Annotated in this window: 13 protein-coding genes; 1 reads left to right on the top strand and 12 read right to left on the bottom strand. The window is 43.1% G+C overall.

Features of this window, described 5'->3' with window-relative positions; genetic code table 11:
- Nucleotides 1-54: 54 nt before the first annotated feature.
- From ACVC7Q_RS06745 to ACVC7Q_RS06690, 12 genes are all read right to left on the bottom strand, one after another.
- A complete protein-coding gene (locus ACVC7Q_RS06745) occupies nucleotides 55-687 on the bottom strand; it encodes an SGNH/GDSL hydrolase family protein (RefSeq protein WP_447265301.1) in 633 nt (210 codons plus the stop codon).
- The gene (locus ACVC7Q_RS06740; protein WP_447265300.1) at nucleotides 688-1,536 is read right to left on the bottom strand and encodes a Cof-type HAD-IIB family hydrolase; all 849 of its coding nucleotides are present in this window, start codon (nucleotides 1,534-1,536) and stop codon (nucleotides 688-690) included.
- A gap of 136 nt (nucleotides 1,537-1,672) precedes the next feature.
- Nucleotides 1,673-2,251, bottom strand: a complete 579-nt coding sequence (locus ACVC7Q_RS06735; protein WP_447265357.1) for an HD domain-containing protein — start codon at nucleotides 2,249-2,251, stop codon at nucleotides 1,673-1,675.
- Between the two features lie 225 nt (nucleotides 2,252-2,476).
- Nucleotides 2,477-3,019 (bottom strand): ClbS/DfsB family four-helix bundle protein, encoded by a 543-nt coding sequence (locus ACVC7Q_RS06730; protein ID WP_049502685.1) that lies wholly within the window; start codon nucleotides 3,017-3,019, stop codon nucleotides 2,477-2,479.
- Nucleotides 3,020-3,059: 40 nt separating this feature from the next.
- The gene (locus ACVC7Q_RS06725) at nucleotides 3,060-3,902 is read right to left on the bottom strand and encodes an AraC family transcriptional regulator (RefSeq protein ID WP_447265299.1); all 843 of its coding nucleotides are present in this window, start codon (nucleotides 3,900-3,902) and stop codon (nucleotides 3,060-3,062) included.
- 147 nt (nucleotides 3,903-4,049) lie between these two features.
- The gene (locus tag ACVC7Q_RS06720) at nucleotides 4,050-4,772 is read right to left on the bottom strand and encodes a DUF554 domain-containing protein (RefSeq protein WP_447265298.1); all 723 of its coding nucleotides are present in this window, start codon (nucleotides 4,770-4,772) and stop codon (nucleotides 4,050-4,052) included.
- 23 nt (nucleotides 4,773-4,795) lie between these two features.
- Nucleotides 4,796-6,460, bottom strand: coding sequence for a MutS-related protein (locus ACVC7Q_RS06715; protein WP_447265297.1), 1,665 nt, complete (start codon nucleotides 6,458-6,460; stop codon nucleotides 4,796-4,798).
- A 3-nt stretch (nucleotides 6,461-6,463) separates the two neighbouring features.
- Complete coding sequence (locus tag ACVC7Q_RS06710) at nucleotides 6,464-7,807, bottom strand: CapA family protein (RefSeq protein WP_447265296.1); 1,344 nt, start codon at nucleotides 7,805-7,807, stop codon at nucleotides 6,464-6,466.
- 193 nt (nucleotides 7,808-8,000) lie between these two features.
- A complete protein-coding gene (locus ACVC7Q_RS06705) occupies nucleotides 8,001-8,204 on the bottom strand; it encodes a hypothetical protein (RefSeq protein ID WP_080982772.1) in 204 nt (67 codons plus the stop codon).
- Between the two features lie 34 nt (nucleotides 8,205-8,238).
- Nucleotides 8,239-9,174, bottom strand: coding sequence for a peptide-methionine (R)-S-oxide reductase MsrB (gene msrB / locus ACVC7Q_RS06700; protein ID WP_447265295.1), 936 nt, complete (start codon nucleotides 9,172-9,174; stop codon nucleotides 8,239-8,241).
- Between the two features lie 275 nt (nucleotides 9,175-9,449).
- A complete protein-coding gene (locus ACVC7Q_RS06695; RefSeq protein WP_447265294.1) occupies nucleotides 9,450-9,806 on the bottom strand; it encodes a helicase BlpT in 357 nt (118 codons plus the stop codon).
- 278 nt (nucleotides 9,807-10,084) lie between these two features.
- Nucleotides 10,085-11,020: a dihydroorotate oxidase gene (locus tag ACVC7Q_RS06690; protein ID WP_447265293.1), complete on the bottom strand. Its 936-nt coding sequence runs from the start codon at nucleotides 11,018-11,020 to the stop codon at nucleotides 10,085-10,087.
- 299 nt (nucleotides 11,021-11,319) lie between these two features.
- Here ACVC7Q_RS06690 and gdhA point away from each other — a divergent pair, with 299 nt between their 5' ends.
- On the top strand, nucleotides 11,320-12,666 hold the full coding sequence (gdhA, locus tag ACVC7Q_RS06685) for an NADP-specific glutamate dehydrogenase (RefSeq protein ID WP_447265292.1): 1,347 nt from the start codon (nucleotides 11,320-11,322) through the stop codon (nucleotides 12,664-12,666).
- Nucleotides 12,667-12,732: the final 66 nt, after the last annotated feature.

Below are 12,732 nucleotides of genomic sequence, written 5' to 3'. Positions count from 1 at the left end.
ATCTTCCTTTGAAGATTTGTCTGGTTGGGCTTTTTTCACTCCCTATTTTTATCCCTATAATGTCTCCTGCAGAGCTTGGGCTAGGATGCGATACCCAGATACACTTAAATGAAGGCCATCTGTCGTATAGGCTTCTGCTAACTGCCCCGCTTCATCCAATAAAGACGAATACACATCGACATAGCTGACCTGGTGGTAGGCTTGTGCTAATTCTCTGTATGCTTGATTGAGGGCTTGAATTTTTTCATTGGTCCGCACATAGACCTTTTGTTTGTAGCGCTCTTCTTGACTGACCGGTAGAACCGAGATCAGGTTGATTTTCGTTAGCGGAAAGTCCCGCATGATCGCTTGTAAGACCGCTTCTACATTGTCTAAGGTTTCCCTTTGAGGGATTTCTTTTCCGATATCATTGGTCCCGATCAAGAGAAAGATCTGATCCACCGCCGTTCCAAAGACATGGGCGTCTAGATATTCACGAAGGAGATCCGTCTTATAGCCTCGTACTCCTCGATTGACCATGTGTTTCGGACTTTGGAGCAGTTCATGAATGGGAAAATACTCCACGATTGAGTCTCCGATAAAGATCAACCCCGGCTCCTTCAGAGGAGCTTGATTGAGCTCCCGATAGGTTGTTAAAATTTTCTCCTGCTCCTTTAAGAGCCAGTTTTCTAACAGTTGTACCGCCATCTACTTCTTTCCTTTCACTTGTTCCCAGGGGGTCAATCCTAGATACTCTTCGATCACCTGGTAGACACCGCCTTCTTGATGGCCCGGTGCTAGGTGTTTGGCAACAGCCTTGACATCTCTTTCTGCATTAGCCACAGCATAGGAGTGAGCAGCCATTTCAAGCATTTCGATGTCGTTTCCGCTATCCCCAAAGGCCATGACCTGACTAGCATCAAGCTGCCATTTCTCCATTAATTGAGCCAGTCCCCAAGCCTTGTGAATACCTGCTTGTAAGAGATCCATGCTGCCAAAACCGCTCGAAACCGCCATCAGCTGATCTCCAAAAGCCTGTTGGACTTCCCGACGCACTTGATCAAGACGATCCAAGCCAACCACCAAGCTCATTTTAAGCACCTGATCAAACAAATCGGCTGTTAATTCCGGAACAAACTTCATCCGCTTGTACAAGGCTTCAATCACTTCCGGCCGCATGAATTTTTCAACTTCTGTAAAGACCGTTCCTTCCTTGACAAAGCCACCATTAACAGCAGATACAACCAACTGGTCTGAAATTTCCCGGCCCTTAAAATAAGCAAGAACCGCCTCCACCAATTCCCGATCCCAGAATTTTCCTAAAATCATCTGGTCGTCTTCGAAAATCCGAGCTCCGTTAGCGATGACCAAGGTCACCCGCTTGACCAAGGGACCCAAGAGCTGGCGCATGCGATGGATTTCATTTCCCGTAGCAATGACAAAGCGAATCCCTTTTTGATCCAAGTGGTTCAACAGCCTTTCCAGACGCGGAAGGTCCACCTCTCCTCGTTCATCTAATAAGGTTCCATCCATATCTGTTGCAATCAACTTAATCATACAATCTAACCTTTTCCCTTTCATAGGGTGCAAACTATCTGTTCCCATTATACCACAGATCAAGCCAGTCAAAACCACCCGTGAAAACAGGTGGTTTCCTTTTAGTCTGAAAGTTGCTACTAAAGACCAAGTGATATCATAAATATAATCCCTTTTCTACACTTTCCTGAACCAACTCTTCCGTCAGTTTCCATAACACTTTGGACTCACTTTTTATAAATTTTTTCTTTTCTAATACCATCTCTGAACGGATATGATCGGGATTATAATTTACTTCTGACACTTCCAAGTGATTGATCAGTGGTACCAATGCATCAATCACTCTTGCATATCTTGCCACAGGACTCTGTCCTTTTTCAAACTCCAACCACGAATTTTTCATATTCAAATAGGTTGCTTCTGGAAGGAGGCTCATTGTTTTTTCTATAGATGCTAGCTCTCTATCATGAGAGTGACGCTTTTTTTCATCATCAAACACCCAAGTATCTCCAGCATAAATCTCACCTAAATCATGAATCAATAACAGAAACATGACCTTTTCCATATTCAATTTTTCAGGATAATAATCTTGAAAAACCATCGCAGCTATCGCACCCTGCCAGGAATGCTCGGCACTATTTTCAAACCGTCCATCAAGGGTTCTATTAAACCTTGTTACTGACTTTAATTTCTCGATTTCTTTAATAAATTCAACTGTCTGATTCAAATCACTCATGGCGACTCCAACCTCCCTATTCGAAATTACGACTATCATACCAAAAATCAGGGTTTCCATAAATTACTTCCCATATTTGCAAAAAGATAATGCCCCTCTTTTTCTAATTCCGAGAATTGATTTGAAATGAAAAAGAATGCTGATAAATCAACATTCTTTTTAAGTATTATTTGCAAAAAACAAGATATTTTGTCTGTTTAGCTACCAAAAAGATACCATATCTGCTTATTTTTTCTTACAATTTTTTTGATGTGCTTTTAATTTCTTCATCGCCCAATCATAATGACTTGAAGTAGTGCTTACAAAATACGAACCAAGTACACTTCCTCCTACCCACTTATAGACATCTTTTGAAAACAATTCTTCGTTTGTAAATCTCTCAGCTAATTCTAAAATATCTTTATGGGATTTATGAAACATTTCTTTTGCATCTTCAAGAGAAGTATTTTGATGTTTTTTCCAAAACTCGACATTCATATCTCCATAAGTTTTCCAATTATATGGAGCTGGAATAAAAGGTTTTGCCACTCCCTTTAAATTTGTATCTACCCAATTCAAAAGAAGTTGGTGCCATTCATATAAATGAATCAAAATATCTCTTAAATTTTTGTCTCTTTTCCAATGAGCCTCTTTCTTTTTTTCATCACTTGAAAAGTCAAGAGGTGTGTTTAATTCTTCGTCAGATAGCTTAGCAATTAATACGTTCAACTTATCATAGTTTTCTTTCGCTGCAATCATTAAATCTTCTTTTGTTCTTGGTCTTGGCATAATATTTCCTCTTACTTTACGCTATATCTCAATATGGTTTTTAAGCTTTAGTTATCGGAATCCACAGCTCCATTTTATAGTCTTTGCTATGCAAATCACCCTCATAGTAGTATTCAAAGTCAGGCTTTCCTGAATGAACATAGCCATGCTCAGGAAAGAATACTTCCATCGCATATTTCCATCCGGTATGAATGCAATCTGGAACACATCCTGTTAACTCTACAACGGCATACTCTGCTTCATCAACTTCTAAAACATCTAAGTCCATGCTTCTTGCTTTATCTACATCATTAACAATATAGCCTGCCATATAGTTTATTGTGCTTGGGTTTTCCACATCATGGCAAACGCCAATACTTTGACCGTTTCCCAAACTTGCAAGTTCATCGTGGCTATATTTTTCATACAGCTTATCCCAGACACTTGGACATAATGATGAATTGATGCTGTGTTCATTTACCCCTGCGACTGCAAAGGCTTGTTTCTTTTGAATTGTAATATTCATGCTTCTTCCTCCTCTTACACTGAGTGCTAATTGCACACGTGAAACTAATTTGAATGGTTTCCCATTTCTCACCTCCGAAGGAGTAAATCCATGAAAATTCTTAAAAGCAGTCCCAAATGAATCCGATGACTCGTATCCGAATTTGAAAGCAACATCAATAATCTTTTCATCCGTATCTCTTAATATAACGGCTGCTTCCGTTAATCTTCTACTTCTTAAATATTCTGAGAGCGTTGTTTCGGTCAGAATAGAAAACAAGCGACTGAACATTGAATACGAATATCCGGATAACTGAGTTACTTTCTTTTCATCAATCTCATCATCAAGAACTGTTTCAAGGTAATCAATCGTATTGTTAAACGACTTGATAATATTCATTTCGTCCCCCCTTTCCTTCAGTTTATTTTAGTATAGAGGAAGATTTCTTTTCTTACCCTACAATATCCGTACAAGTTTTGTAGGTTTCATTTCATAGAAATTTATACCTTGCTAAATTCAACAAATTCAAATAACACTTTTGTTTTATCAATAAATCCATCGAAAGGCCCAAATAATGGCAATCAACACTGCTGGAAGGAGATTGGCTACCTTGATTCGTTTGCCCCAGATGAGGTTGATCCCAACACAGAGAATGAGGCTGGAGCCAACCAGTGAGAGATTCGACAGCGCTTGTGGGGTCATGATCGGTGCGATCAAATGGGCCAACAGCGTAATCGCCCCCTGAAAGATCACGAGTGGGACCACCGCAAAGATGGCACCCTTTCCTTTTGAAACGGTCAAAACCAAAACGATGACCATATCCAGAATAGCCTTAGCCAACAAGGTCGAAGTGTCCCCTGTCAAGCCATCCTGGACTGCTCCGACTACCGCCATAGCCCCGATACAAATGGTCAAGGCCGTGGTCATAAAGGCATCGACAAAGCTGGAATCGCCTTGGTTGCCCGTCTTTTCCTTCAGCCAGGTTCCCAGGCGCTCAAAACCCTCCTCAATCTTCAAGAGTTCCCCGATAACGGTCCCGATTACTAGACTCAGAATCAACATCATACTGCCGTGACTTTCCACATGACTTCCATGCACCACCAGCATCTTTTCCAAGGTCCCTGCGATGCCCAAGACAAAAACAGCAACTCCTGTCACTTTCAGAAGGGTCTCATGAAAATCCTCTGATAAACGTTGACCGATGAGCAGTCCTAAAAGCCCACCAAATACAACTCCTAAGGCATTATAAAAGGTCCCTAAACCGATCATTTACAAATTCCTTCGTTCATTTTTCATTCTTTTTCAATTTCTTTCAAAGACCAGTGTCCCGTCTCTTCATACTGGTCAATTAAGTCCTTGGCTGTTTGCGTAATCTCCTCTGGATAGTGCAGGCTTTCTAAGGTATTGACCGCATTCTTGGTTACGGCTGATCCTGGCTTGATCTGGTAGTCAAAGACGATCTTGCCATCCACATAGCGACTGTCAAAATGGTAATTATCATTGACCTCACCAGAGGCTGCGACCAGCTCAATATCATGGCTGGAAATCATGTAGAGACAGTTTTGGGCAGCCAACCAGCGGACAATTCCAAGGCCTGATCCGATCCGCTCGATGGTATTGGTCCCCTTAAAGAGCTCGTCAATAAAGAAGTAGTGAAAACCTGGCTCTTTGAGGTGCTGAATCATACGCAAAATAGCTTTACTTTCAGTGATAAAGTAGCTATCTCCAACTTCAATATCATCGCTTACATCCATAGCCGTTAGGACATGACCGTAAGGCAGAGCCAAGGTTTCTCCATAGGCAAAGCCGAGCCCTTGAGCCAGAATAGCATTGATAGCGACGGTCTTCAAATAGGTCGATTTCCCAGACGCATTGTCCCCACTGATGACCATATTTTTTTGAAAATGCACATCATTTGCAATCGGATTGGACAGCAAGGGATGATAGAGCGTCTCACCTTCAATCCCACCCGTCTCTGTAAAGACTGGCTGGCAGACCACTTCTAGGTCCCGCTTGTGGCGCAAGAGACTAATAGCGACTTCCATCTCCCCTAGCAGATCCAGAAGTTTCTGGGCCTCTTTTTGATGAGACTTCACCTGATTGTAAATATAAACCTGGGCGATCTGCGGGAGTAAAAAGAGGACATTGAGGTAGAGAAGAATAATTTCCATCTCAGAAGTCCCCGTTGGACTCTGCAAGACACTGGCAAGGATCCGAGCTTTCTTAAAGGGTTTGACCGCTTGCTTGAGTTCTTCTTGTTGTGGCAAGGCTAGATGGCTTATGCGTTCTGCCGAAGCAAAGATGCGGACCAGATAGCTAACATTGTCCAGACGGATTTTATTGGACCAATTGCGCAAACTTGAAAAGACGATATTAAAGACCACACTGATCACCATGAGAGTAATCGCCCCAACCGGCTCAAAGGGAATGGCAAAGAAACAGAGGATGGGAAGACAGGCCAAGGCTATATAGAAGGGCAAACCTGCATAATGCTTGCCAGGATTTGCGACAATGCTACGCGCCATGTTGTGGTTCTTCTTGCCCAGTTGGTTGAAAATGACCTGGACCTTGAGCCGCAAATCAGGATGCTCTTCAAAGAAGGCCTCTAAGTCATGAAGTTGATCCTGAGGCTGGAATTCCAGCAGGCGCATTTTTTGATAGAGAGCTTCTGCCCCAAGGCTCGATTGGGTGTAGTTGAGCTGATCAAAGACAGCGTCCAAAGCTAAATCATGCCAAGTCTGATCATCCACTTGGCTATCGATCGTCTTTCCCTTAGCCGGATAAGCAAGACTGTCAATCAAACTTTCTTCCGTGTCTTTCTTACGAAAGAAAGGCGCTCCATCCCAAGCTTTTTTCAGCTTTTGCGCGAGGCGGATGGCCGTCAGAAATTTGGTTGCCCAAATTACCACCATCAATCCTAGAATCCCAAGCGGAATCCAGTTCACATTTCCTTCCATGCTCTATTCCTTTCCATTCTGAGGCCAGTCCAAGTGAACATGTTCCTTCATTTCTCGGTAGGCCGTGTCCACTCTCTCCTTGGTCTCCTCATCCAGCTTGTCGCGGTATTTGCCACCCTGGATAAAATCTTCCAAAATATAGGTCTGGTACTTGTACAACTCATAGCCTTCAGGAGGATAGGTTCCCTTCGGGGTTCGACTAACCCAGGTTGGATGAGCAGTAGCCGTCTTAATCTTTGTCTTGCGACCGACCTTTTCGATGGTTACATCCATCAAGACTCCTCGCTCTGTCCATTGGGCAGTCTCCACGCCCTCCATGGTTTCCAGACGTTGATTGGAGAGAAAATTCCCCATCGAGTAGATGATGAGCTTGTTTTGACCATCTTTATTGACCACTTCAGCGGGCTCTACAACATGGGGATGGCCGCCAAAAACGATATCAGCGCCCCAAGAAATCATCTTATGATAGAGCTCTTTTTGCTCTTCTGTCGGCTCTAACTGGTACTCAATTCCCATCTGGGGCATGACAATGGTGATATCAGCCTCTTGCTCCGCCTTTTGGATCTCTGCCTTCATCCGTTCTTCATCTAGGTCAGACAAGACATTCTCCTGCTCCTCTGGAGTGAGAGTCGTTTCCATCCCATTAAAGCCATAAGCATAGGCTAGAATAGCAATCTTGATGCCATTCACTTCCTTGATCACCAAGGGAGCTTGCCCTCTCTTTTCATGCGTGTAGACACCGACAGGTGTGATGCCTGCATCTTCAAAAGCCTTGGCTGTCGAATAGACCCCATCTAGGCCTGAATCCAAGATATGGTTGTGTCCCAAATCCATGACATCATAACCAGCATCCTTAATGGCTGGTACGACTTCGCTCGGTGCATTAAAGAGAGGATAACCTGACAAATAGTAATTCGGGTTAATGGTTCCCTCAAAATCACCCAAGGCTAGATCCGCTTTTTGTAGCCAGGGTTTGACATACTCATAATTTTCATGAAAATCATAGCTTCCGTCTTCCTTTTGTGCACTCATATAGACCAGATCATGATAGAGCTGGTCTCCATTCGCCATGATTCGAGCTGTATGAGGAATCTGATCAGCCGGTGTTTTGGCCTTGTACACAACCTCTGGCCGTTCGGTTGCGGTGATCGGAAAACCTTGGAACTTTTGTACCCACAAGATGGCATTGGCCACGATAAAAACGATGGACAAGAGCACATAGACAAACTGTTCATTCGTCAGCTCAATCCTTGAAAAGAGACGATCAAAAGCCCAATCAAAGGCCACTGACAACTCTTTTCCCATCGTCTTGATGGTCCCTTTCACATTTTCCCACTTCTCTAACATTCCTACCTCTTCTTCGTATCTGATTTTTCCAATGATCCTCCAACAGATGGAGCTGTCATTGAAATACTTTCTCTTCATTGTATCACAATTTTTAAGAAGAGAAAAAAGAGAGTAGGACAGAAGCGCCATTGTTTAGAAACGCTTCATCGTCCTGCTCTTGCACAGTTGATTGATTCATATAAATGGTCGCAAATCACTTCTTATCGTTTGATTTGGACAAGCTAATCGCAACCATGACAAGACTTAGGAAAAAGGCGGAAAGCAATCCTTTTGTCGTCCGATTCATAAAAGGTTGATGAAATACAAAATGATTATAGGCAATAAATCCTAATCCAATTAGAGTCACCAAAGCCGAAAGCGCAAAAATCGTTCGCCATAAATTTCTATTTTTCATCATAAACTCTGTTTTTCGATCTGCTAGAAAGCCCCTCTTATTTCAAAGCTTTTAACAAATAACCATAATCTTCTTGCTCCATCTCTTCTTTTGGAATAAAGCGCAGAGAGGCCGAATTGATACAGTAGCGAAGCCCACCCTGGTCTTTGGGTCCATCGGTGAAGACATGGCCGAGATGGGCATTGCCTGAGCGGGAACGAACTTCGATCCGCTCCATTCCGTGGCTATGGTCCTGGTAATAGTGGACGACGTCTTTGGCAATGGGACGGGAGAAACTTGGCCAGCCACAGCCAGACGCAAACTTATCCTTGGCAAAAAAGAGAGGTTCCCCCGTCGTAATATCCACATAAATCCCCTCTTCAAAGGTCTGATCATAGGCATTGTGGAAAGGACGCTCCGTCGCACTTTCTTGAGTGACTTGGTACTGTTCTGCTGTCAGTTTTGTCTTTAGGGTTTCTTGATCTGGCTTCTGATAAGCTGCTGGATCAATCAAGGGCTGATCAGCATCCGTCACATCAATATGGCAATAGCCCCCAGGATTCTTCTTGAGGTAGTTTTGGTGGTAGTCCTCAGCTAGGATGTAGTGGCGCAAGGGTTCTAACTCAACCGCGATTTTGTGGCCCAGTTGTTCCTCTTCTTCCGCAAACACTTGGGCGATCACTTCACGGTCTGCTTCGTCTATATAATAAACACCTGTCCGATATTGGCGGCCTCGATCATTTCCCTGTTTGTTAATGGATAAGGGATCGATCACCCGGAAATAGTAGAGCAGAATCGCTCGTAGAGTGATCTTGTCTGGATCGTAGATAACTTGTACAGTCTCTGCATGATCCGTTTCCTTGATCAGTTGGTAATTGGTCGTTTCCACCTGGCCATTGGCATAGCCCACCGTCGTCTCTTCTACACCGGGGATCCGTGAAAAATACTCCTCCAAGCCCCAAAAACAGCCACCTGCTAGATAAATCTCTGCCATCTTTCTTCCTCGCTTTCCGCATTTCCTAAAAGGAACACTTCTTATCTATTAGCTCCATCATAATCCAAGAGCCTCAGATTTTCAAGGATTCTGCATCAAAAATCCCTTCTACTATATGTAAAAGGGATTCAATCCTTCTTATTTTTCAAATAAGAAAAAGAGTGAATAGTAGAAATTCAAAAACGATAGGGTTAACTGATGTAGAAAATCATGAAGGACTACCATGACCAACACCTCCTCTGAATATCTGTTGACAAACACAAAGCTAGTCTCAACTACAAAACCACCGTCGGTCCGTAGACCTGTAACTGGGGCTTCACAACCTCGTAATACCAGTGATCATAAGCTCGCCAAGCTTGAAAGGCCTCTTCGTTCAAAGCTAGCCCACCCAGACCAATCAATAGACTGGCAGTCTGATAAAACTTTTCTAACTCAATCAACAGACGATTGTCTACCCGCCTAGCCTTTCGTAAACCTTTCAACATCTGATCTAGATTTTCTCGAAATCGAAAGGCATCTGGACTGGGGGTGCATCCTTTCAAAAAGGCTGTTTGAAGAAGGGTGACCGTCGTCCTTGCCTCTTGAATCACATCCCTTTCTTCCATATAAATCACCTTCCTTTTCACCTCCATTGTACACCTTTTTCTCTCTATAAAAATGGAAAATTCCTAAAACTAGGAACAGAATGAGGTTGGGACAAAAGTCCTAGCCTCTCAATTATTTTTGGATTGTCGAGCAAGACGCAGTGGTTGAGTGGGCTCTACTACGCTGATTTCATCAGCTTTTACAGCCCTACTCAACTGTGCGGAGGTGGGACGACGAAATCGAATTCTAACGAATTACCGATTACTGTCCCACTATCATAAAAAACTTCCCCAAGTTTCCACTTGAGGAAGTTTTTTTCGAAAAATTAGTCAATGTAGTGTAATTTCCCACGGAAATCTTCCAAGCCTTGGTAGCCTTTTTCTTCCATGATGGCTTTGAGCTCAGCAGTGATGCGTTCAAAAGCTTCCACTCCTTCTTTATGAAGCGTGGTTCCGATTTGCACCATACTAGCCCCACATAGAATATGTTCAAAGGCATCGCGACCGGTCAAGACACCACCTGTCCCTATAATTTGAATTTCTGGATTCAGACGTTGATAAAAGGCATGGACATTAGCAAGGGCAGTTGGTTTGACATACTCTCCACCAATCCCACCAAAGCCGTTCTTTGGACGAATTACCACGGATTCATCCTCTATGTAGAGACCATTTCCGATCGAATTGACACAATTGACAAACTCGAGTGGGTATTTGTTAAAGATCGCTGCTGCTTGATCGAAGTGAACAATATCAAAGTAAGGTGGCAATTTAATACCAAGCGGTTTTGTGAAATAGGCAAAGACCTCGGACAAGATCCGATCTGTCGTATCAAAATCATAGGCGATCTGAGGTTTTCCAGGGACATTGGGGCAGGATAGGTTCAATTCTGTCAAGCCTTTAAAGTCACTGTCTTGCACTTTTTTCAAGATGGTATGAGTTTCTTCAGGAGACATGCCGACGAGAGATAAGAAGAAGGTCCGGTCAGGATCCGTTTCTTGCAACTCCAATAAGTAATTCAAATAATAGTCCAACCCTTGGTTAGGTAACCCCATCGAATTGATCGAACCAAGCGGCACATCTTGGTAGCGTGGTTCGGGATTTCCTGCACGGAATTCTAAGGTCGCTGTCTTGGTTACAAAGGTCCCCGCAGCTGAGTTCTTCACTTCTTCTAATTCCTCAGTGGTCATACAGGCGACGCCTGCCGCATTCATCAAGCAGTTGTCAAATTCAAAACCAGCAATTTGTGTTTTTGTCGATACCATCTTGTACTCCTTTTTGAAACACCCATCAACAGAATCGTTCGGGATGCTCTCTATTTTCTTCTTTCATTATACCATCACTTGGAAGCTTCCGGACAATCAAAACTAAAAATTCTTCCAAACATTCGGAGTTTCCTAGCCACGATAAAATTTTCAGAAAATTCAACTTTTTTCTTTACAAGCCAAAAAAAGTCTGCTATAATGATCCATGTAATAAAACGTGACATTGTTTGTCAACTGTCTCAAAGCCACTCCCCTAGCGGGTTTGCTGGTTTTCGTTTCATTCACAAAGGAGAATTAACATGACAACTGCTAAAGAATATATCCAAAGCACCTTCGAAACTGTAAAAGCTCGTAACGGCCATGAAGCTGAATTCCTTCAAGCTGTTGAAGAGTTCCTCAGCACTTTGGAACCTGTATTCGAAAAACACCCTGAATACATCGAAGAAAACATTTTAGCTCGTATTACAGAACCTGAACGCGTGATTTCCTTCCGTGTTCCTTGGGTTGACCGTGAAGGAAACATCCAAGTAAACCGTGGATACCGTGTTCAATTCAACTCTGCTGTAGGTCCTTACAAAGGTGGTCTTCGTTTCCATCCAACTGTTAATCAAGGGATCTTGAAATTCCTCGGATTCGAACAAATCTTCAAAAACGTCTTGACTGGTCTTCCTATCGGTGGTGGTAAAGGTGGATCTGACTTCGATCCTAAAGGAAAAACTGACGCTGAAGTAATGCGTTTCTGCCAAAGCTTCATGACTGAATTGCAAAAGCACATCGGTCCTTCTCTTGATGTCCCAGCTGGAGATATCGGGGTTGGTGGACGTGAAATCGGATACCTTTACGGTCAATACAAACGCCTTCGCCAATTCGATGCTGGTGTCTTGACTGGTAAACCTCTTGGTTTCGGTGGTAGCTTGATCCGTCCAGAAGCAACTGGTTATGGTTTGGTTTACTATACTGAAGAAATGCTCAAAGCAAACGGCGACAGCTTTGCTGGTAAGAAAGTCGTGATCTCAGGTTCTGGTAACGTTGCCCAATACGCTCTTCAAAAAGCTACTGAACTTGGTGCAACTGTTATCTCTGTATCTGATTCAAACGGTTACGTGATCGACGAGAACGGTATTGACTTCGACCTTCTTACAGATGTTAAAGAAAAACGTCGTGCTCGTTTGACTGAATATGCTGCTGAAAAACCAACTGCTACATACTACGAAGGTTCTGTATGGACTTACGCTGGTAACTATGACATCGCTCTTCCATGTGCAACTCAAAATGAAATCAATGGCGATGCTGCTAAACGTTTGGTCGCTCAAGGTGTGAAAGTTGTCTCTGAAGGAGCAAACATGCCAAGTAACATCGATGCCATCAACATATACAAAGAAAATGGTATCCTTTACGGACCTGCTAAAGCAGCCAATGCTGGTGGGGTTGCTGTATCTGCTCTTGAAATGAGCCAAAACAGCCAACGTCTTTCATGGACACGCGAAGAAGTAGACGGACGTTTGAAAGACATCATGACCAACATCTTCAACACTGCTAAAACAACTGCAGAAACTTACGGACTTGGTAAAGATTACCTTGCAGGTGCCAACATCGCTGCCTTTGAAAATGTCGCAAACGCGATGATTGCACAAGGTCTTGTATAATCAATCGATATTTTTCTTTGAGACCTTCGGGTCAAAGCCTCTCAACTCCTGAAACCAGTGTGTTTC

The sequence above is a fragment of the Streptococcus sp. W151 genome (assembly GCF_053010205.1).
This window is presented reverse-complemented; position numbering and strand designations above follow the sequence as displayed.

What these genes read in the sequence shown, in the direction of transcription:
- gdhA (WP_447265292.1), top strand. Translation starts at nt 11,320, where the DNA reads ATGACAACTGCTAAAGAATATATCCAAAGCACCTTCGAAACTGTAAAA.
- ACVC7Q_RS06710 (WP_447265296.1), bottom strand. Translation starts at nt 7,807, where the DNA reads ATGTTAGAGAAGTGGGAAAATGTGAAAGGGACCATCAAGACGATGGGA.
- ACVC7Q_RS06690 (WP_447265293.1), bottom strand. Translation starts at nt 11,020, where the DNA reads ATGGTATCGACAAAAACACAAATTGCTGGTTTTGAATTTGACAACTGC.
- msrB (WP_447265295.1), bottom strand. Translation starts at nt 9,174, where the DNA reads ATGGCAGAGATTTATCTAGCAGGTGGCTGTTTTTGGGGCTTGGAGGAG.
- ACVC7Q_RS06715 (WP_447265297.1), bottom strand. Translation starts at nt 6,460, where the DNA reads ATGGAAGGAAATGTGAACTGGATTCCGCTTGGGATTCTAGGATTGATG.
- ACVC7Q_RS06695 (WP_447265294.1), bottom strand. Translation starts at nt 9,806, where the DNA reads ATGGAGGTGAAAAGGAAGGTGATTTATATGGAAGAAAGGGATGTGATT.
- ACVC7Q_RS06720 (WP_447265298.1), bottom strand. Translation starts at nt 4,772, where the DNA reads ATGATCGGTTTAGGGACCTTTTATAATGCCTTAGGAGTTGTATTTGGT.
- ACVC7Q_RS06740 (WP_447265300.1), bottom strand. Translation starts at nt 1,536, where the DNA reads ATGATTAAGTTGATTGCAACAGATATGGATGGAACCTTATTAGATGAA.
- ACVC7Q_RS06705 (WP_080982772.1), bottom strand. Translation starts at nt 8,204, where the DNA reads ATGATGAAAAATAGAAATTTATGGCGAACGATTTTTGCGCTTTCGGCT.
- ACVC7Q_RS06735 (WP_447265357.1), bottom strand. Translation starts at nt 2,251, where the DNA reads ATGAGTGATTTGAATCAGACAGTTGAATTTATTAAAGAAATCGAGAAA.
- ACVC7Q_RS06730 (WP_049502685.1), bottom strand. Translation starts at nt 3,019, where the DNA reads ATGCCAAGACCAAGAACAAAAGAAGATTTAATGATTGCAGCGAAAGAA.
- ACVC7Q_RS06745 (WP_447265301.1), bottom strand. Translation starts at nt 687, where the DNA reads ATGGCGGTACAACTGTTAGAAAACTGGCTCTTAAAGGAGCAGGAGAAA.
- ACVC7Q_RS06725 (WP_447265299.1), bottom strand. Translation starts at nt 3,902, where the DNA reads ATGAATATTATCAAGTCGTTTAACAATACGATTGATTACCTTGAAACA.